The sequence below is a fragment of the Bacillus cereus group sp. MG1 genome (assembly GCF_040460035.1).
Lineage (GTDB): Bacteria > Bacillota > Bacilli > Bacillales > Bacillaceae_G > Bacillus_A > Bacillus_A cereus.
Window position 1 is genome coordinate 4,581,026 of sequence record NZ_JARVGY010000001.1, and the last position, 19,776, is coordinate 4,600,801.

Below are 19,776 nucleotides of genomic sequence, written 5' to 3' on the forward strand. Positions count from 1 at the left end.
AATGAAAAGGTTACTTGTTATAGGCCTAATGTATACAATGTTTTTCCTCATAGGAAATATACACTTACATGCTGATGAACGAATAAATGCAAAAAAAATTACTAGTTTAGAAGAGCCTACTTGGATATTTCAGGCGGGCATAAGTAAGGGGAAATATCATGACCGACAAGATTTAGGATTTATTTTGAAGAGAAATACACCATTAAAGGTAAGACAAACAAATCCTAATTTTAAAGACAAATTAACATTACGTTTATTGTCTAATGACTCAAAAAATGAAAAATCCATACAAGTAGGAAATGAATGGGTTACTATCCAAGGTGATACGTCTTTAGTTCCTTTCATAGATACTCCGTATGGTGAAGAGCACGCTGTACTTGAGTACCAAGTAGGGAATGAAAGTGCTACTAACCCCCTTCCCATTTATAAACAACAAGGAAGTGTATCTCAATTTTTTAGTACATGGGATCAATTTGATGGAGAGTATGCGTTACTTCAAGGGGAGAGTTTTCAATTATTTGTACCTAAAAAAGATAAAGAGTTAGTAAGATCTTTAAAAGATTTTCAATCATTGGATGAGTTAATTGCGTATTATGAAGATATTTTTGTGATGTATGATTCAATTATTGGTTTAGATGGCTCAACGTTTGAAAATAAAAAAAGTCAAAATCGTTATTTCTTAAAAGCAGATATATCTGGTGCTGGCGGTGCCTATTATGGCACAAATTGGACAGCGAATAGTACAGATAGTACAAAGATGTGGTTAGATAAACTAAGTTGGGGAACTTTACATGAAATCGCTCATGGATACCAAGCTGGTTTTGATAATCAAGGAATATTTACAGGAGAAGTTTCTAATAATCTATTTGGTGTTCAATATCAATATAGTAAATACGGCAAAAAAGCAGATCAAGTTGGTTGGTTGTTTAATTTCGGGAAAAAGGAACAGGTAGAACGGAATTTATATAATGCTTTAATGAAAGAAAATAAAAATTATGATGATTTAGATTTACGACAAAAACTTATTCTTTTAACGATGGCGAAACAAAAAGCTGGCGATGAAGCATTTGCAAAAATGTATCAAGGTTATCGAAAACTAGCTAGCAATGCTGCTTTCAAAAAAGGTGACCATTCTTTACCAGATTTAATGAATCAGTATTATAGTGAGAATGGACAAGTTGATTTTACACCTGTTTTTGAAAGATGGGGCTTTAAGCTTAATCATAAACAAATAGAGATGAATAGGGCGAAAGGTTTTCCGGCTGTTACTTCTTTAGCTTATATAGTGCCTGAATCACAATTAGCGAAAGCAAGAGCTATAGTTGATCCTGATATTCCGATAAACTCCAACTTCGAAATAGTTACGAATCAGCAAATTGCTCCACTTGGGCTAAAAGGGAATTTGCATATCCATTTAAATACAAATGAAATAGATACATTAAAAGGAGGAAAAATTAAATTAAAAGAAGGGAATACAGTTATTCAAGAGAAAACAATTGAAACAACAGATATCAATTTACAAGACGTACCAAATGGAGTGTATACGGTTGAAATTTCAGGTGGGAAAACGAATAGTATGTACCATTTCAGTTCGTATTATGCCTATGTAAAAGAAAAAGATAATAGTCTAAAGATTGATATTAACGAAATGAAAGTGAGTAAGTTGGTAAATGAAACGATTCAATTCCTAGGATTAGGAGATGACCAGTTTGCCGTATTAAATACAGACTTAGAGCAAAATCGAGCTATTTTTACGATTACTACTAAAACGCCTCATAGCTATTATGCAGGTGAAAAATATGCATCGATAGAGGTCTTTAATGAAAAAGGTGAAAAAATTTATACGAAGGAAATGGAAGGAACAAATGTAACAATTGTAAAAGATATCATTCCACTAAAAGAGGGATATAGAATTAAAATCTATCATGATGAAATAAAAAAACGATTAACTAGTAAAGCTACTATTATTAATCCTATGAATAAAATGAATGAATTTATAATAACAAAATGGGGATTGAAAAATACTTCTTTGCAAAATAATCCAGAAGAAAATCTTATACAAAGAATTGATGAAGAAATGGAAGCGATTATAGGTAATCAGTTTTTAAAAGAGATACCAATGCAAAAATTAGAAATGAAAAAGAATGTGTGGATGGCAATAAATATGTTATCAGAACCACAAAAAATAACGTATATGAATAAATATAAAGATAGCTTATATAATGAATAATTTTTGAGAAATGAATTGAATCTAAAAAAGTAGCAAACCAATCTATTAACCTATGTATGTAGAGGTATGTAAAAACGATTGGCTATAGTTAAAATTTTTTATCTATGCTTAAAATTCTAAAATACATTTATTTAATTTAATAATACGATTATAAAGGGGTAAAAATATGAATAATTTCGTAAAGGTAGGTTTAACTACAGGAGTGGTGTTATCGGCGATTATGCCTTATGGAGGAGTACATGCGGAAACAGAAGATTTAAAAGTGGAAACAAAGGAAGATACGTTCCGAACAGGTAATTTAACAGCACCTTCTCAAAATTCGGCAGAAAATGTAGCAAAGGATGCACTAAAAGGAAAAACAGAACAAGCATTATCATCAAAGCAAGTTAATACGGAATCCAAAGTTAATTATAATGTTACGCAAAGTCGTAAATCTTATGATGGTACTACATTGGTACGTCTTCAACAAACGTATGAAGGACGTGATGTATACGGATATCAACTAACAGCACATATTAATGATGATGGTGTACTTACGAGCGTTTCGGGAGATAGTGCCCAAAATTTACAACAACAGGAAGATTTGAAACAACCTATTACTCTATCAGAAGAGGATGCAAAGAAACAGCTTTTCAACATCTATGGAAATGATCTCACATTTATCGAAGAACCAGAAATTAAACAAGTGGTATATGTAGATGAAAATACAAATAAAGCTACAAACGCATATCAAATTACTTTTAGTGCATCTACACCTGAATATGTATCCGGTACAGTATTAATTGATGCTTTTGGTGGTAATCTATTAAAAGAACTCGTTCAAAAATTGGGTATACAAGTAGAGAGTAGTATTGTCCAATCTGCGACATCAAATAAATCAACAGATCCTTCAAAATTAACAGGTACAGGAAAAGATGACTTAGGTATTAATCGTACGTTTGGAATTACACAAAGAAGTGATGGAACGTACATGCTTGCAGATTATTCTCGTGGTAAGGGAATTGAAACATATACTGCTAATTATAAAGATTCTAATAATTATAGAAGAAATGTATGGGGTTATCTCGATGATTTAGTAACAAGTAATTCTACAAATTTTACAGATCCTAAAGCAGTTAGTGCCCATTATTTAGCAACGAAAGTATATGATTTTTATCAAGAAAAATATGGCCGTAACAGCTTTGATAATAACGGACAAAAAGTAATTTCTGTCGTTCATGGTTGGAACACAAATGGTACGAATAAAGGAAATCCTAAGCAGTGGTTTAATGCATTTAGTAATGGCGCTATGCTAGTATACGGAGACCCAATTGTTAGAGCATTTGATGTGGCAGGACATGAATTTACACACGCGGTTACAAGAATTGAGTCTGGACTTGAGTACGCAGGAGAAGCTGGTGCAATTAATGAAGCGTTATCTGATATTTTAGGAGTAGCCGTTGAAAAGTATGCCAATAACGGAAAGTTCAATTGGACAATGGGAGAACAATCAGGTCGTATTTTTAGAGATATGAAAAACCCATCATCTATCTCTTCTAGATATCCAGAGGATTATAGGCATTATAATAACTTACCTATTGATGCTGACCACGATCATGGTGGTGTACACACGAACTCTAGCATTATTAATAAAGTAGCTTACTTGATTGCTAGTGGTGGAAGCCATAATGGAGTAAACGTACATGGCATTGGAGAAGATAAAATGTTTGATATTTTCTATTATGCAAATACGGATGAATTAAATATGACTTCTGATTTTAAAGAATTAAAAGAAGCTTGTATTCGTGTAGCAACGAACTTATATGGTAAAGACTCATTAGAAGTACAAGCTGTCCAACAAGCCTTTAAAGCAGCGTATATTTAATATTATTGTGATGAATTACAAACTCTTTCATTTTAATATAGTGATTAATTTGTATTTATAGACAAAAACCTTGTAGAATTTTTCTGCAAGGTTTTTGAATGTTATCCCGCTATTTGCCGGGCGGTAAGACCCCGCTTCAAAATTCAGCTGTTATTTTTTTACTTGTTGTAAAGGATGGAAAGCTTTTAAGGTTGTGGCACGCCTCTTAAGAAAAAGATAAGGCGAAGCGATCTCGCTGTTATTTTCCAACAACAAACATTTGTTATTTGTATTATTTAGTGAAAGTTACCAAACGTTTTTCAAAACTATTTTACCTATTGCTTTATTTGACTCCAAATATTCATGTGCTTGTGCAACTTCATCAAACGTAAAAGATTTAGAATCTAGCAATGGACGAAGTTTTCCTTCTTCTACAATTTGCGTTATTTTCGTTAAGATTTCTCCGCAATCATTACGCTTATCTGTATGTAATATTTTTAATGCCATAAAAGTAACGTGCAGAGAGAGTCCTTTTGCGTGTAAAGGAGAGAGGTCATGGGTTGAACGAGCTGCAATAGTTATGACAGTTCCATTGACCGCAGCAGCTTCAAAAGAATGATCAAGATTCTTGCCGCCTACTGTATCAAATATAACTTCAAATCCGTTTCCGTTCGTATGTTTTTGTACATATTCTTGAACAGATTCTTCTTTATAATTAATAGCTATATCGGCTCCTAAACGATGGGCTATTTCCATTTTGTTTTGCTGAGAAGCTGTTGTAAAAACTTTAGCGCCTGCCCATTTAGCTAGTTGAATGGCTACGTGTCCTACGCCACCAGTAGCTCCATGAATGAGAACATTTTGACCAGGTTTAATATTTGCACGATCAAATAAAGATTCCCAAGCTGTAATTGCAACTAATGGTAGAGCAGCAGCTTCTTCCATTGTTAAATTGTTAGGTTTGTGAGCAATTAATCGTGCATCAGCAAGCATAAATTCTGCAAGTGCACCTCCAGTTTCTTTAAAACCTCCGGCACATCCGTATACTTTATCCCCTGATTTGAATTTCGAAACACCTTCTCCTACTTCAATAACAATACCAGCTACATCGCCGTGTAATATAGCTGGAAACTCAGGAGCGACGGCTGAAACGGCCCCACTACGCATTTTTGTATCGATTGGATTTACACTTGTTGCTTTTACATCGATTAGAACATGACCTGGTAAAAGTTTTGGTTTTGAAACTTTTTCTAATTGAAATACAGATGAATCCCCAAAAGAATGGATAATTTGTGCTTTCATAGTTTATACCTCCTGTTTGTGGTTATAGCATAGCAAAGTACGAAAAATAAGTATAATATTTTGAATTTTGTTAGTGAGAATTTTATATAGAGAAGGGGAAAGTGCATGAAATGAAATAATGTAACGTACTTCTAAAAACTACTGTAAAGCTTTTTGAAGAAAGGGTAGATGTTATTTTTGCAGCATGATTTATTCATTATGTTTATCCCGCTATTTGCCGGGCAGTAAGACCCCGCCTCAAAATTCAGCGAAAGCAAAGAAGTTAGGTGGGAGTTGGGCTGCTCGTAAAAGCCAGATTGGTGAGGGCTAATTAAAGTTTAACTTTATTCGGAGCGACAGGGGATTTAGCGAAACGCAAAATTTACCCTGCTTTATACAAACTATTTAGTAATTAAAATATACCGCAGTCTATTTCGATTATCGGTATTGGCAGAAGGGTAATGTCAGATGTGGAATTTCAAACAAAGGTAGAACAATCCATTGCTATATTTTCTAGAAGATCTACTGATGACGAATCAGGAGTAGAAGGGTTTATTAGCACATTTCGTTATTGTCAATTAAATACAGCGAATGTAGAGGACTATCAAGATTTGTTGAGTCTTGTAAAGAGGCGTGAAACAGAATTAAACATTCCTGAAAACCGCATGTTTTACCTATCTGTTATACCAGAAGTATTTGATGTCATTGCTTTAAATATTAAGGAAAGTGGATTGTGAGCTACAAAAGGATTAAATCGTCTTATTATAGAGAAGCCTTTTGGTTATAATGTAACGTCTGCTCGTGAGTTTAGCGCTAAATTAATTGAATATTTTGATAAAAATGATATTTATTATAACGATCATTATCTTTGAAAATGAATGGTAACTAGGAATACACTTAGAAAAGTATTACGAAATAAATCGTATGTAATTCAAGACATTTTTATTGACGATAATAATTTATGTGGTTAATATATTAGATATAAGATTATTTAATTACTAAAAGTAATCAGATATAAAATGTTTCGTTAAATTCTATAAATAAGTAAGTTGTGGTAGAAATGCTTTGAATTGCCACTATTAATATTGGGGACAATTAAAAAGCGAAAGGTATAAAAAGAATTGGGATTTGATAACTCTTTGTTTTTTTATAAAAACAGGGGCTTCTGTACAATTCATTTTTAGTATATCGACGAGGATTATACAACAAGAGGGGGACTGAACTTGGAATCAATGACCTTTGTTTTATTTGGAGCGACAGGGGACTTAGCGAAACGCAAAATTTACCCAGCACTATATAATTTATATAGAGATCAAAAGCTTCCAAAGCAAATATCCGTTATCGGGCTTGGGAGACGTCAAGTATCTCATGTAGATTTTCAAGAAAGAATAAAAGAATCAATAGAGACGTTTTCCCGTCATAGAGAAGAAGGTACTCCGGAACTGGAAGGTTTTTTAGATAATTTTCGCTATTGTCCATTAGATGTGAGTAAGCCGGAAGACTATGAGAGGTTATTACAAGTCGTTCGTGAAAGGGAAGAAGAATTACATATAAAAGGAAATAGAATGTTTTATCTTTCCGTTGCTCCTGAATTTTTCGAGACCATTGCTTTAAATATTAAGGAAAGCGGACTTGATAAAACGGATGGATGGAAACGTCTGATGATTGAGAAACCATTCGGGCACGACCTTACATCTGCTCGTGAGCTTAACGATAAGCTTAGTCGCACGTTTGAAGAAGACGAGATATACCGTATCGATCATTATTTAGGTAAACCGATGATTCAAAATCTTGAAGCATTAGAATTTGCAAATCCTGTTCTCCAATCAATTTGGAATAAAGAACATATAGCGAATGTACAAATCACAGCGAGTGAAACAGTTGGGGTTGAAGAAAGGGCAGGATATTATGACCAGGCAGGGGCCATTCGAGATATGGTTCAAAATCATATGTTACAAATATTAATGATGACTGCTATGAATCTGCCGGAAAAGGTTAATGCATGTGAAATTCGAGAGGAAAAGCGAAAGGTAATGGAAACGCTTCGTAAAGTGAAAAAAGAAGACGTTCAAAGCCATATCATTCGCGGACAATACGCTGCAGGTGAGATAAAAGGCGGGCAAGTTGTAGCATACAAAGAGGAGCCAGGAGTAAATCCTTCTTCTAACATAGACACATTTGTTGCTGCTCGCCTGTGGATCGATAATCCATTTTGGACTGGCGTTCCCTTCTATATACGAACAGGCAAACGAATGAAAGAAAAGTCTACTCGTATTGTAATCGAATTTAAAAATACGTTAAAACAGCAATATCAAGATAATAATCCAAATGCAGCACCTAACTTATTAATAATTGAAATTAGCCCAGGTGAGAACGTTTCATTACAGTTAAACAGTAAAAATCCATTGAAAAATGGAGAAATTGAACCGATGCGTATTAACTTTACTTGTGAGCAAGCGGATGTGGGAGTACCTGAAGCGTATGAAAGACTCATTCATGATGCTGTGAGTGGAGACGCTACATTCTTTGCACATTGGAGAGAAGTTGAATTGTCATGGGAATGGGTACAACCAATTCTTGAAGCGTTCGAGGAAAACTTATTACCGCTTCATGAATATGAGTCTGGTTCATATGGTCCAGAAGCGTCTAATGAACTGTTACAAGAAAGTGGATTTAAATGGTGGTTAGATCAAGAGACGGAAAAATAAGTACTTTCTTTAATGAAAGCATTTAGGGGGACGATTACTATGACACAAAACATAAATCAATTAGCAGTGAATACACTTCGTACGTTATCGATTGATGCTATTAATGCGGCAAACTCAGGTCATCCAGGTCTTCCGATGGGAGCAGCACCAATGGCTTATGCATTATGGGCGAATCATTTAAATTACAATCCTAATCACCCAGAATGGTTTAACCGTGATCGTTTCGTTTTATCGGCGGGACATGGATCTAGTCTGTTATATAGCCTACTTCATTTAGCTGGATATGACGTTTCAATTGATGACTTGAAAAATTTCAGAAAGTTAAATAGTAAAACACCTGGACATCCTGAGTTTGGGCATACTCCTGGAGTTGAAGCGACTACAGGCCCGTTAGGACAAGGGATTGCTAATGCTGTAGGAATGGCAATGGCAGAAGCTCATTTAGCAGCGAAGTTCAATAAGGATGGTCACTCTATTATAGATCACAATACGTATGCTTTAGTCGGAGATGGTGACTTAATGGAGGGTGTCGCTTATGAAGCGATGTCAATGGCAGGACATATGAAACTTGGCAAGTTAATTGTACTGTATGATTCAAATGAAATTTCACTTGATGGTGAATTAGGCATTGCTTTCTCTGAAGATATTCAGAAAAGGGCAGAATCTGTACATTGGCAATATGTAAGAGTTGAAGATGGAAACGATGTTGATGCGATTACAAAAGCTATTCAATCAGCGAAAGAAAATACGGATCAACCTACTCTTATAGAAATTAGAACCATTATAGGTTATGGAAGTCCAAAAGTTGCTGGAACGAACAAAGCACATGGTAATCCGCTTGGAGTAGAAGAAGCGACAGCGACAAAACAAGTGTATGGTTGGGATTATGAGGAAGATTTCTTTGTACCTGAAGAAGTAAAAGCTCATTTTAATGAACTAAAACAAAAAGGTATTGAAAAAGACAATGACTGGAATGAGCAGTTCAACTTATACAGAGAAGCGAATCCTACACTGGCAGATGAATTAGAAAAAGCGATTACAGGTGAGGTTTTAATTGAAGCAAAAGACATTCTATCTTTTGATACTGAAAAAACGATTTCCACTCGTGTTGCAAGTGGGGAAGCTATTAATCATTATGTGAAATCGATTCCTTCTATTTTCGGTGGAAGTGCGGATCTTTCTCATTCTACGATGACAGATATAAAAGGTGAAGCAGTATATGCAGTAGAATCATATGCTGGACGAAATATATATTTTGGTGTACGTGAACATGCAATGGGCGCTGCAGCGAATGGATTGGCGCTTCATGGAGGAGTAAAACCTTTCGTAAGTACATTCTTTGTATTTAATGATTATCTTCGTCCGTCCATTCGACTGGCTGCACTGCAAAAGTTACCTGTTACTTACGTATTTACACATGATTCGATTGCTGTAGGAGAAGATGGTCCAACGCATGAACCAATTGAACAATTGGCAGCTCTTCGAGCAATTCCTGGTTTAACAGTTATCCGCCCGTCAGATGCAAATGAAACAGCAAGTGCTTGGGCGTATGCTTTACAGCAAACGGATGGTCCAGTCGTTTTAGTACTGAGTCGTCAAAATTTACCGGTGTTTAATGAAACGAAAGCGAACATAGAGAATTTCTCTAAAGGAGCTTACGTATTAACACAAACAAATGAAAATCCGGATGTAATTTTAATTGCGACAGGTTCTGAAGTATCCTTAGCTGCTAGTGCGAAAGCAAAATTAGAAGAAGATCAAGTTTCTGTTCGCATCGTTGCAATGCCGAGCTGGGAGTTATTCGATCGCCAATCGAACGAATATAAAGAATCCGTTCTTCCGTCTTCTATAACGAAACGAGTATCTCTTGAGATGGGTGTATCTCTCGGTTGGGAACGTTATGTAGGACAAGAAGGAAAAGTAATATCAATTGAAACATTTGGAGCTTCAGGTACTGGAGCTGAAGTCATGAATCTATTTGGATTTACGACAGAAAATGTTGTTCAAATTACAAAAAATGTGTTGAATTCTTAAGCTATGACTGTGAATACCTTTCTGTACATACTAACATTTCAGTGCTGAAAGGTATTCCAGATTGTAGTGATATGGATTTTTAATAAAAGATGATTTGAGGAGGAATTATATTATGCAAGTAGGATTAATTGGGTTAGGTAAAATGGGATTAAATTTAGGGAAAAATTTAATGGATCATAAACATGAAGTAGTAGCGTTTGATTTAAATACGAGCGCAGTAGAAGAAATGAAAGAGTACGGGGCAACAGGTACATCTAGTTTAAGTGAACTTGTTCAGTCATTACAATCACTAAGAATTCTTTGGGTAATGGTACCACACGCTGTTGTTGATTCTGTTATTGATGAGGTTACACCACTTTTATCAAAAGGAGATATTTTAATTGAAGCTGGTAATTCACATTATAAAGAGTCTATCCGCCGATATGAGCAATTAAAGAAAGATGGCATTCACTTTATGGATGCAGGAACTTCTGGTGGAATGGAAGGCGCTCGTAATGGTGCTTGTTACATGATCGGAGGAGATCAAGAAGCTTGGGACATCGTTGAACCTATCTTCCGCGATACTGCTGTAGAAAATGGATTCTTATATGCTGGAAAAGCTGGTAGTGGTCACTTCTTAAAAATGGTTCATAACGGAATTGAATACGGTATGATGGCTGCTATTGGTGAAGGATTTGAGATTCTAGAAAAAAGTGAATTTGACTACGATTATGAAAAAGTATCAAGAGTATGGAACAACGGTTCAGTCATTCGTTCTTGGTTAATGGAATTAACAGAAAATGCATTTTCTAAAGATGCAAAACTGGATGAGATTAAGGGTGTTATGCATTCTTCTGGTGAAGGAAAATGGACAGTAGAAACAGCATTAGACCTTCAAACAGCAACTCCTGTTATCGCAATGTCTCTATTAATGCGCTACCGCTCATTAGACAATGATACATTTACAGGAAAAGTTGTAGCAGCTCTGCGCAATGAATTTGGCGGACATGCAGTAGAAAAGAAATAAAGTGAAACTTTAATAAGTAGGGGCTTCATTCCACACAAATCGGGCTTTTACGGGATAAGCATATTAAACATGTAACTCATCAACGTTTAAAAACTGGAGGGAATTAATCATGAAATTTTTTATTGATACTGCAAATCTTGAGGATATAAAAAAAGCATATAAACTTGGAGTTTTAGCTGGTGTTACAACGAATCCTTCTTTAGTAGCAAAAGAGGGCATTAAATTTGAAGACCGTATTGCAGAAATTTGTCAGGCAGTTCCTAAAGTTGAATCTGTTTCGGCAGAAGTAACGCCAGATGCTGTTACAGCTGAAGAGATGATCGCCCAAGCAGAAGAACTGATTAAAATTAACGGTGGCGATGAAAAAGTTACAATTAAACTTCCGATGACGTTAGCAGGATTAGAAGCTTGTCGCTACCTTACTGAAAAAGGTGTGAAAACGAATGTTACACTTATTTTCACGGTGAACCAAGCACTTTTAGCTGCTCGAGCAGGTGCAACGTACGTTTCTCCATTTTTAGGTCGCTTAGATGATATTTCTGAAGATGGTGTACTATTAGTTGCTAAAATTGCTGAATTATTCGATGTTCATCAACTAGATACACAAATTATTGCGGCTTCTGTTAGACATCCAGATCATGTAACTCGTGTAGCGATGGCAGGTGCTCACATTGCAACAATCCCTTATAAAGTAATTGAACAACTTGCTATGCACCCATTAACAGACCAAGGTATTGAGAAATTTGCTGCTGATTGGGCGAAAACGCTTAAATTATAATGTTATGAAAGTGAAGGTGCTTTCCGAAAGTTGTTTTTCATGAGAAGACAAATCCTAAGTAACTTCATCGTTTAAAGTGGATACTGAGTTTGTAGTCTTACTACGTGAAAACAGCAAGAGAAGAAAGTGTCATTCACTTTTAAAAAAGGGAAAATTGATCGCGCGAAGCGTTTATCACAATAACATTATAATTATGGAAGAGAAATCCCCTTATCAGAGAGGTGAGTTAACATGTATCTCTGATAAGGGAGATTCTTTTTGTATAAATTATTATTTTGTGAAGATGATTTGTATATCGATATATAAATTCTTACTCATGAAAGAACTATATAGGTTCTCTTAATTGTATAGCAATTTTGAAAGGGTTTACATAAAGGGGTGGAACTGCGTATGAATATGTACCTTTTAATGATTACATTATTATCAATCGTAATTGTTATTTTAGGGGTATCGTGGTGGAGATGGCATGCATTTATTAGTTTAACGATTGCAAGTTTGTTTTTAGCAATTATGTCTGGGATGCCAATGGATAAAATAGTGAGTGCTTATGAAACGGGAGTCGGCAGTGTTCTCGGGCATTTAGTAGGTATTTTAGTATTAGGTACAATTTTAGGGAAAATGATGGCAGAGTCAGGTGCTGGAATGCAAGTGGCAGAGTTCTTTATTAAATCCTTTGGGATAAAAAACTTACCATGGGCGATGTTAATTGCAGGTTTTATTATTGGAATCCCGGTGTTTTTTGAAGTAGGCATTTTAATATTACTGCCGTTAGTAATTTCAATTCATAAAACAACGAAACAAAATATTTTATTGATAGCATTACCAGCAATTGCTGGGCTATCTGTCGTACACGGCCTTGTTCCTCCGCATCCAGGGGCCATAGTTGCAATTGGTATTTATAAAGCGAACCTTGGGAAGGTACTATTGTATTCACTCATTATTACATTTTTTGCAGCGATTATTGCAGGTCCTATATTCGCTAAATGGATTCACAAACGTGTAATTCCTGAAAATGAGCCAGAATTGATTCGTGTAAATACAAAATCAACGAAATTACCAGGAATAGGAGTTTCATTTTTAGTTATATTGTTACCAGTTATGTTAATGGTTTTAGCTGCAGCGGCTCCGTATGTTCCACTGTCTACTACTTTGATGAAGATTGTCACATTAATCGGTAGTCCTATCATTGCGTTATTGATTGCATGTTTTGCAGCGTTTTATTTTCTTGGATTTCGTCAAGGTATCGATAAAAAGGCTATTAAGAAGGTAACAGAAGATAGCTTATTACCAATCGGTTCAATTGTTGCGATTATTGGTGCTGGTGGCGGATTTAAGCAAATTCTTATCGATAGTGGTGTAGGGAATGCTATTGCTCAAATGTCTGAGCATTTAGCTCTATCTCCAATTGTATTAGCATTTATAGTAGCAGGATTAATTCGAATTGCGACAGGGTCAGCGACAGTCGCTTTAACAACAGCAGCGGGTATCGTTTCGCCAATCGTTGAAAATACGATAGGTGTGAACTTAGAGTTACTCGTTATTGCAACAGGTGCAGGAGCGTTAATGTTTTCTCACGTAAACGATGCTGGGTTCTGGATGGTAAAAGAATACCTAGGCTTAACAGTGAAAGAAACATTTAAAACATGGACAGTATTAGAAACGTTACTTTCATTTATCGCTTTTGGAGGCGTTTTACTACTCGATATGTTTGTTTAAAATAAGGATATTTTTATATGAATTGAGAGAGACAACTTTAGCACATAACGTTATGAATAGATAAAATAAATATATTTTTATGGTTCTTATATGATTAGGACACTGTAGGGATTTTTGTTAGGAGGAAGAGATGGTGAGCTCAAAATATATGATTGGTGTAGATATTGGGACAACTAGTACAAAATCAGTTCTATTTTCTACTGATGGATCTGTTATTGCTAGTCATGGAATTGAATATCCTTTATATTCTCCTACACCTGAAACAGCAGAACAAGACCCAGAAGAAATCTTTCATGCAGTAATAAATACGATTAAAGAAACTGTACGAATAAGTAGTGTACAGCCGAATGATATTCTTTGTGTCTCTTTTAGTTCGGCAATGCATAGTATCATTGCTGTAGATGAAAAGGGAAAGCCGTTAACGAGATGTATCACTTGGGCAGATAATAGAAGTGCAAGCTGGGCGGAGAAAATAAAGAATGATATGAATGGTCATGAAATTTATCTTCGTACTGGGACACCAATTCATCCGATGTCACCACTTTCGAAATTAGTTTGGCTACAGAATGAGCAAGCAGAGTTATTCGCAAAAAGTTATAAATTCATTTCTATTAAAGAATATGTTTTTTACAAGTTATATAAAGAATATGTAATTGATTATTCTATAGCATCAGCGACAGGAATGTTCAATTTAAAATCTTTAAAGTGGGATGAAGAGGCTTTACATGTAGCAGGAATTACAGATGAAAAGCTTTCAAAGCTTGTTCCAACAACGCACAGTTTAACAGGATTAGATGAAGAGTTTGCCAAAGAGATGAATGTACTTGTTTCTACGCCTTTTGTAGTAGGAGCGAGTGATGGAGTACTATCTAATTTAGGTGTAAATGCAATAGATCCTGGCGTTGTGGCTGTTACAATTGGTACAAGCGGTGCGATACGTGCTGTAACAAATCGTCCTGTAACAGATCCAAAAGGTAGAATTTTTTGTTATGCGTTAACTGAAGACCATTGGGTAATCGGTGGACCAGTTAATAACGGCGGTATGATTTTCAGATGGGCTCGTGACCAATTGGGCACTTCAGAGATTGAACTTGCAAAGCGCTTAGGAAAAGATCCATATGAGGTGCTTACTGAAATAGCAGCAAAAGTGAATCCGGGATCTGACGGTTTATTATTTCACCCGTATTTAGCGGGGGAAAGGGCTCCTTTATGGAATGCAAATGCGCGAGGATCTTTCTTTGGACTCGGATTGCATCATAAGAAAGAACATCTGATACGTGCTGTTTTAGAAGGAGTAATTTATAACTTATATACAGTTCTTCTCGCTTTAAAAGAACTAATTGGCGAACCGAAAAAAATTCAAGCGACAGGCGGTTTTGCAAGGTCGGAACTTTGGAGACAGATGATGGCGGATATTTTCCATCAAGACGTATATGTTCCGGAAAGTTTCGAAAGCTCTTGCTTAGGAGCTGCAATCCTCGGTTTATATAGTTTAGGTGAAATAGATACATTATCCGTAGTTTCTGAAATGGTAGGTGCAGATTTTCATCATGAGCCAAACATGGAAAGTGTGGAAAAATATAAAGATTTAACGCCAATCTATATCCGCTTGTCCCGTCAATTGGAAGAAGAATATGAAAGTATAGCAGCGTATCAAAAAAAGTGGGTTTAAAAGCTATTTACCAAGAAAATATGGTAACGTATAAAGAGGTACTCCGATTTTTTAGGATACTCTTTCAACATAAAATATTTTAAAAAGTATGATGAACGAAAAATATAGGGAGAGAGGGTTATGAAAATGAAGGATAACAAAGAGTTTATCGGATATGTTGGGACTTACACGAAAGAAAATAGCGAAGGAATATATAAGTTTATTTTAGACACGGAAGCAAAAAAAATTGGTAATGTAACACTTACTGCTAAGCTGGATAACCCTACATATGTAACGATTAACCGAAATAATGAATATCTCTATTCTGTTGTTAAGGAAGGCGAATCTGGCGGTGTAGCTGCTTATTCCATTGATAGTCATACTGGAGAACTAAAAGCGAAAAATAGACAAGTAGTAGAAGGGGCTTCTCCTTGTCATATTAGTGTTGATAGTGGAAATCATACAGTAGTTACAGCAAATTACCATAAAGGAACGATTGAGTCTTTTGAAATAAATGAAGAAAATGGAACTGTAAATCCTGCTTCATCTATTATGGCACATGAAGGTTCAGGTCCGAATAAAGAAAGACAAGAAAAACCACATGCACATTACGCGGGGTACACTCCTGATGAAAAATATGTAGTGGGCGTTGATTTAGGGATAGATAAAATAATTACGTATGAAGTAAAAGATAGTACATTAATAGAAGTGAATAGCCTGTCTGTGAATCCGGGAAGTGGACCAAGACACATTGCTTTTCATCCAAATGGAAAATACGCTTATGTAATGACGGAGCTTAGTTCAGAGGTTATTGCGCTAACATATAACTCGGAAGAAGGATCCTTTACAGAATTACAGTATATTTCTACTCTTCCAGAACAATTTGATGAAAATAGTCAAGGCAGTGCTATCCATATTTCTTCTGACGGCCGCTTTGTATATGCAGGTAATCGTGGTCATAATAGTATCGCTGTTTATAGCGTAGATCAAAACTCAGGTGAGCTTGCATTTGTGGAACATACATCTACAGAAGGAAATTGGCCAAGAGACTTTGTATTAGATCCTACTGAAAAGTTTCTTGTTGCTACAAATGAAAAGTCACATAATCTTGTGCTATTTTCAAGAGATGAATCTACAGGAAAGTTAACACTTTTACAATCTGATGTTGCTGTGCCAGAGCCTGTTTGTGTGAAGTTTTTAAATGTTTAAGTTGTGTTCGATATAATTTCATATACTCAGAAAACAATAAAAAGCAAAGCGATATCGCTTTGCTTTTTATTGTTTCTTTTTCGGCCTACGTACTAATTCGCCGCCGCAGTTTGGACAAACGTTTTGTCTTTCTTCTGTACATGGTGCGCAAAATGTACATTCATATACACAAATGTATGCTTCAGAATCTTGTTCGAGCGATTGATTGCAAATTTGACAGTTTGTTTTCATTTCTAGTGCCATAATAAGTCTCCTTTTAGTTAGAAAATTTATAATTTAATTATAATTCATTAAATAGAAATAGTCCTTTTCAATTGAAAGGAAATCGAATGATAAAGTTATGAATTGGAACGAAAGATGCCGGTTTATTTTAAAATTGATTATTTATTACAGTTGGAATATTATGAAATAGTCAAAAGACAACAGGGGGTATAGATTTTGACTAATCATAATGATCATTTAAAAGCAAACTGCGAAAAATGCTTCGGTCTATGTTGCGTTGCATTACCGTTCGCAGCATCGGTAGATTTTGCAGTGAATAAAGATGGTGGTAAACCATGTTCTAACTTACAATCAGATTTTAAATGTAGTATACATAAAAATCTTAGAGGAAAAGGTTATAAAGGTTGTACAGTATTTGAGTGTTTCGGTGCTGGGCAGAAGATTTCTCAGGGTACGTTTAAAGGGATTGATTGGCGGAAAGATGCAAAGCATGCAAGAAAAATGTACGATGCTTTTCCGGTTATACATCAACTTCATGAAATGCTTTGGTATTTAAATGAAGCGATTCTTTTAAAGGCAACACAGCCAATTCATAAAGAGCTGGAGACCGCAATTGAGGAGACAGAGCGACTTTCGAATTTAAATCCAGATGAGTTAATGAAAATAAATGTTCCAATGCATAGGGCAGAGGTGAACATTCTTCTTTTAGAAACGAGCGAATTAGTATGGAAGGAAATGAATACTGCACGTAAGAAACGAATCATTCACCGCGGAGCAGATCTTATGGGAGCAAATTTGAAAAAGAAAAATTTACAAGGTGCAAATTTAAGGGGTGCTTACTTAATTGCGGCTAACTTAAATGGAGCAAATTTAAGAGGAGCAGATCTTATCGGAGCAGATTTAAGAGATGCAGATATTCGCGGGGCTGATTTTACAAATAGTATTTTTCTGACGCAAGTTCAAATTAACGCAGCGAAAGGGGATAAGCATACGAAATTACCGAAAATGTTATCCCGTCCATCGCATTGGAGTGCGTAAAGAGTGAGGAGTGTTTAGTGTGGATATATTTCAGTATTTAGAAGAGATGCAAGAGGATGTCTTTTCGTTAGCAGTAGAGCAAATAGAAGCGAAGTATTTTGAAATTTGTAGCATGTTAGCGTCTGCAGAATATGCAGAACGAATTAAAGCAATTGATTTAGAGTCATATAAGAAAAGTATTCGAGTAGGTTTGGATGCAGCTGTAGAAATGGCTACTAATGAAGAATCAAAAGCGATTTATTTTGAGTATGACCTTGATAACGAATGGGATAGTCAGTTTTATATTTGTGAGGAATATATTCCACTTGAAGAAGAGGACGATGATTGGGCATCTGAATGGACATATAATATTGAGGGGCCGGGGTCTGTAGAATTAGCAGATATGTATAATGGAAATGGCTTTGACACAAGTGAAAAAGCAGTCGGTGTAACTTTATATTTAATTGCTAAAACGCTGTGTAGTTTTATAAGTGTACGTAGTGAAGTGCAAAGTAATATACCGATTTGTATTGGTTTTCACGATCAAGATCCAATAATGCGAACAGGCAGAGACTAAGAATCTCTGCCTGCTTTTTATTTCTTTTCAAAAGTAGTAATTAAAACGCTACATATAATAAGAATACCGCCAATAAAAAAGTTACTATTTAATGTCTCATTTAATAAGAGCCAGCCAAGTAATGATCCAACAATAGGTTGGAAGAAGAAAAATAAGGAACCGATGCTTGCGTCTATTAATTCTAATCCTTTATTCCAAAGGAAAAAGGCACCTGCTGTTGAGACAATACCTAAGTATAATACGCCTAATATTACGTACGTATTTACTGTTCCGATAGAGGATGTTTGTAGTTCCCATATCATAAAGGGTGTAATAAAAAAGAGTGAAAAGAATATGGCATACGTTGTAATAACTAAGGATGAGAATTGGATTGAAGCGATCTTTACATAAATAGATAGTAAAGCCCACGTAATAGCGGCTCCAACTAAAATGATTGTTCCAATAAAATAGGAGCCAATTTCAATATCCCACCCGATTACGATAATGACGCCGATTGTCGCTATTATAGTAGATAAAAGTCTACGAGCGGTTAGTTTTTCTTTCAAAATGAGCGCTGCAAATATAACCATAAATGCAGGTGTAGCTGATGTAACTAACGAGCCTGTATGAGCGTCGGATAATTTTGTTCCGATAAATTGGCATGTGATCGAAATGAAATAGCCGATAAATCCAATCCAAGCGAATAGGAGCCAATCTTTTTTGCGAATGGTTACTTTTTTCTTTTGCTTTTTCTCAGCTAGTTTCAAAATGCCATACAAAACAACAAAAGCAATGATAAAGCGTAGCCAAACGAGGGTTAGTGGTGGGATAAAATCGAGTACGTATTTGCTAACAACATACATACCACCCCATATACTTGCTGCTAGTGATAAACATATAGCTCCTAAAATTGTTTGTTTCATGTAAAGTACCTCCGTCTATTTTTAGGGTATTATGAGTTCCCTAAGACGAGGCGTAGTGTATGTGTTATATGATTGCCCGTCTTAGTTTATAGACGGCCTACAGGTTGATCGTTTTCGAATGAAGTGTTGTAGTACATGCGTGCATTCCTCCTCTTTAAGTTATAATGATATTATAACTTAATTTTCTGATTATTGGAGGTTGTTATGAAATATATCGTTATAAAATCACATGTTAGCAATTATCCTAATCCAATTCGCTTAGAAGAGGGGGATGTAGTGAAAATGATAGAGAGTTACGCTGGTCCGGAAAACTGGGAAAACTGGATGTTTTGTCACGAAGAGAAATATGACCGGAAAGGATGGGTTCCGGAGCAAATTATAAAAAAAGATATGAATGGAACAGGAATTATTATAAAACAATATACTGCGAAAGAATTAAATGTGAGTATTGGAGAAAGAGTGATTGGATTAGAAGAATTCAATGGATGGGTTTGGGGCGAAGGAAGAGATGGTGAGAAGGGCTGGGTACCAAAGGAAAACTTACAAAAATATTAATAATAATATTTGATCAATAATTAGGAAACATATTTTTGCTTATGAGT

General features: G+C 35.5%; 15 protein-coding genes and 1 pseudogene. 13 read left to right on the forward strand and 3 right to left on the reverse strand.

Annotated elements, in window-relative coordinates; all coding sequences use genetic code 11:
- The first annotated feature begins 1 nt into the window (after nucleotide 1).
- Both QCI79_RS23930 and QCI79_RS23935 read left to right on the forward strand, forming a co-directional pair.
- On the forward strand, nucleotides 2–2,230 hold the full coding sequence (locus QCI79_RS23930) for a putative mucin/carbohydrate-binding domain-containing protein (protein ID WP_000826248.1): 2,229 nt from the start codon (nucleotides 2–4) through the stop codon (nucleotides 2,228–2,230).
- 166 nt (nucleotides 2,231–2,396) lie between these two features.
- Nucleotides 2,397–4,094, forward strand: coding sequence for a M4 family metallopeptidase (locus tag QCI79_RS23935; protein ID WP_021728181.1), 1,698 nt, complete (start codon nucleotides 2,397–2,399; stop codon nucleotides 4,092–4,094).
- Nucleotides 4,095–4,379: 285 nt separating this feature from the next.
- Here the strand turns inward: QCI79_RS23935 and QCI79_RS23940 are convergent, their stop codons facing one another.
- A complete protein-coding gene (locus tag QCI79_RS23940; RefSeq protein ID WP_000647264.1) occupies nucleotides 4,380–5,375 on the reverse strand; it encodes a zinc-dependent alcohol dehydrogenase family protein in 996 nt (331 codons plus the stop codon).
- A 314-nt stretch (nucleotides 5,376–5,689) separates the two neighbouring features.
- Here QCI79_RS23940 and QCI79_RS23945 point away from each other — a divergent pair.
- The 8 genes and pseudogenes from QCI79_RS23945 to QCI79_RS23980 form a co-directional block, all read left to right on the forward strand.
- A pseudogene (locus QCI79_RS23945) lies at nucleotides 5,690–6,226 on the forward strand (glucose-6-phosphate dehydrogenase); the annotation flags it as partial.
- A gap of 351 nt (nucleotides 6,227–6,577) precedes the next feature.
- Entirely contained in the window at nucleotides 6,578–8,062 is a 1,485-nt protein-coding gene (zwf, locus tag QCI79_RS23950; RefSeq protein ID WP_000445362.1) for a glucose-6-phosphate dehydrogenase, read from the forward strand.
- A gap of 39 nt (nucleotides 8,063–8,101) precedes the next feature.
- Nucleotides 8,102–10,096, forward strand: a complete 1,995-nt coding sequence (tkt, locus tag QCI79_RS23955) for a transketolase (RefSeq protein ID WP_000193045.1) — start codon at nucleotides 8,102–8,104, stop codon at nucleotides 10,094–10,096.
- A gap of 112 nt (nucleotides 10,097–10,208) precedes the next feature.
- On the forward strand, nucleotides 10,209–11,102 hold the full coding sequence (gene gnd, locus QCI79_RS23960) for a phosphogluconate dehydrogenase (NAD(+)-dependent, decarboxylating) (protein WP_021728180.1): 894 nt from the start codon (nucleotides 10,209–10,211) through the stop codon (nucleotides 11,100–11,102).
- A 109-nt stretch (nucleotides 11,103–11,211) separates the two neighbouring features.
- A complete protein-coding gene (fsa, locus tag QCI79_RS23965; RefSeq protein WP_021728179.1) occupies nucleotides 11,212–11,880 on the forward strand; it encodes a fructose-6-phosphate aldolase in 669 nt (222 codons plus the stop codon).
- A gap of 390 nt (nucleotides 11,881–12,270) precedes the next feature.
- A complete protein-coding gene (gene gntP / locus QCI79_RS23970) occupies nucleotides 12,271–13,596 on the forward strand; it encodes a gluconate permease GntP (RefSeq protein ID WP_001057616.1) in 1,326 nt (441 codons plus the stop codon).
- A 130-nt stretch (nucleotides 13,597–13,726) separates the two neighbouring features.
- On the forward strand, nucleotides 13,727–15,268 hold the full coding sequence (gntK, locus tag QCI79_RS23975; RefSeq protein WP_000254931.1) for a gluconokinase: 1,542 nt from the start codon (nucleotides 13,727–13,729) through the stop codon (nucleotides 15,266–15,268).
- 120 nt (nucleotides 15,269–15,388) lie between these two features.
- Nucleotides 15,389–16,456, forward strand: a complete 1,068-nt coding sequence (locus tag QCI79_RS23980) for a lactonase family protein (protein WP_000782217.1) — start codon at nucleotides 15,389–15,391, stop codon at nucleotides 16,454–16,456.
- 66 nt (nucleotides 16,457–16,522) lie between these two features.
- Here QCI79_RS23980 and QCI79_RS23985 read toward each other — a convergent pair whose 3' ends face one another.
- Nucleotides 16,523–16,699 (reverse strand): DUF1272 domain-containing protein, encoded by a 177-nt coding sequence (locus tag QCI79_RS23985; RefSeq protein ID WP_001162798.1) that lies wholly within the window; start codon nucleotides 16,697–16,699, stop codon nucleotides 16,523–16,525.
- Nucleotides 16,700–16,894: 195 nt separating this feature from the next.
- On the opposite strand from QCI79_RS23985, the gene QCI79_RS23990 reads away from it, so the two are divergent.
- Both QCI79_RS23990 and QCI79_RS23995 read left to right on the forward strand, forming a co-directional pair.
- On the forward strand, nucleotides 16,895–17,716 hold the full coding sequence (locus tag QCI79_RS23990) for a pentapeptide repeat-containing protein (RefSeq protein ID WP_000181426.1): 822 nt from the start codon (nucleotides 16,895–16,897) through the stop codon (nucleotides 17,714–17,716).
- Nucleotides 17,717–17,735: 19 nt separating this feature from the next.
- Nucleotides 17,736–18,272: a hypothetical protein gene (locus QCI79_RS23995; protein ID WP_000350931.1), complete on the forward strand. Its 537-nt coding sequence runs from the start codon at nucleotides 17,736–17,738 to the stop codon at nucleotides 18,270–18,272.
- 17 nt (nucleotides 18,273–18,289) lie between these two features.
- On the opposite strand, the gene QCI79_RS24000 is transcribed toward QCI79_RS23995, so the two are convergent.
- Entirely contained in the window at nucleotides 18,290–19,174 is an 885-nt protein-coding gene (locus tag QCI79_RS24000; protein WP_000814736.1) for a DMT family transporter, read from the reverse strand.
- 204 nt (nucleotides 19,175–19,378) lie between these two features.
- Here QCI79_RS24000 and QCI79_RS24005 point away from each other — a divergent pair, with 204 nt between their 5' ends.
- On the forward strand, nucleotides 19,379–19,729 hold the full coding sequence (locus QCI79_RS24005) for an SH3 domain-containing protein (RefSeq protein ID WP_000875282.1): 351 nt from the start codon (nucleotides 19,379–19,381) through the stop codon (nucleotides 19,727–19,729).
- The last annotated feature ends 47 nt before the right edge of the window (nucleotides 19,730–19,776 follow it).

What these genes read in the sequence shown, in the direction of transcription:
- fsa (WP_021728179.1), top strand. Translation starts at nt 11,212, where the DNA reads ATGAAATTTTTTATTGATACTGCAAATCTTGAGGATATAAAAAAAGCA.
- QCI79_RS23985 (WP_001162798.1), bottom strand. Translation starts at nt 16,699, where the DNA reads ATGGCACTAGAAATGAAAACAAACTGTCAAATTTGCAATCAATCGCTC.
- gntK (WP_000254931.1), top strand. Translation starts at nt 13,727, where the DNA reads ATGGTGAGCTCAAAATATATGATTGGTGTAGATATTGGGACAACTAGT.
- QCI79_RS23940 (WP_000647264.1), bottom strand. Translation starts at nt 5,375, where the DNA reads ATGAAAGCACAAATTATCCATTCTTTTGGGGATTCATCTGTATTTCAA.
- QCI79_RS23935 (WP_021728181.1), top strand. Translation starts at nt 2,397, where the DNA reads ATGAATAATTTCGTAAAGGTAGGTTTAACTACAGGAGTGGTGTTATCG.
- gnd (WP_021728180.1), top strand. Translation starts at nt 10,209, where the DNA reads ATGCAAGTAGGATTAATTGGGTTAGGTAAAATGGGATTAAATTTAGGG.
- QCI79_RS24005 (WP_000875282.1), top strand. Translation starts at nt 19,379, where the DNA reads ATGAAATATATCGTTATAAAATCACATGTTAGCAATTATCCTAATCCA.
- gntP (WP_001057616.1), top strand. Translation starts at nt 12,271, where the DNA reads ATGAATATGTACCTTTTAATGATTACATTATTATCAATCGTAATTGTT.
- QCI79_RS23980 (WP_000782217.1), top strand. Translation starts at nt 15,389, where the DNA reads ATGAAAATGAAGGATAACAAAGAGTTTATCGGATATGTTGGGACTTAC.
- tkt (WP_000193045.1), top strand. Translation starts at nt 8,102, where the DNA reads ATGACACAAAACATAAATCAATTAGCAGTGAATACACTTCGTACGTTA.
- QCI79_RS23930 (WP_000826248.1), top strand. Translation starts at nt 2, where the DNA reads ATGAAAAGGTTACTTGTTATAGGCCTAATGTATACAATGTTTTTCCTC.
- QCI79_RS24000 (WP_000814736.1), bottom strand. Translation starts at nt 19,174, where the DNA reads ATGAAACAAACAATTTTAGGAGCTATATGTTTATCACTAGCAGCAAGT.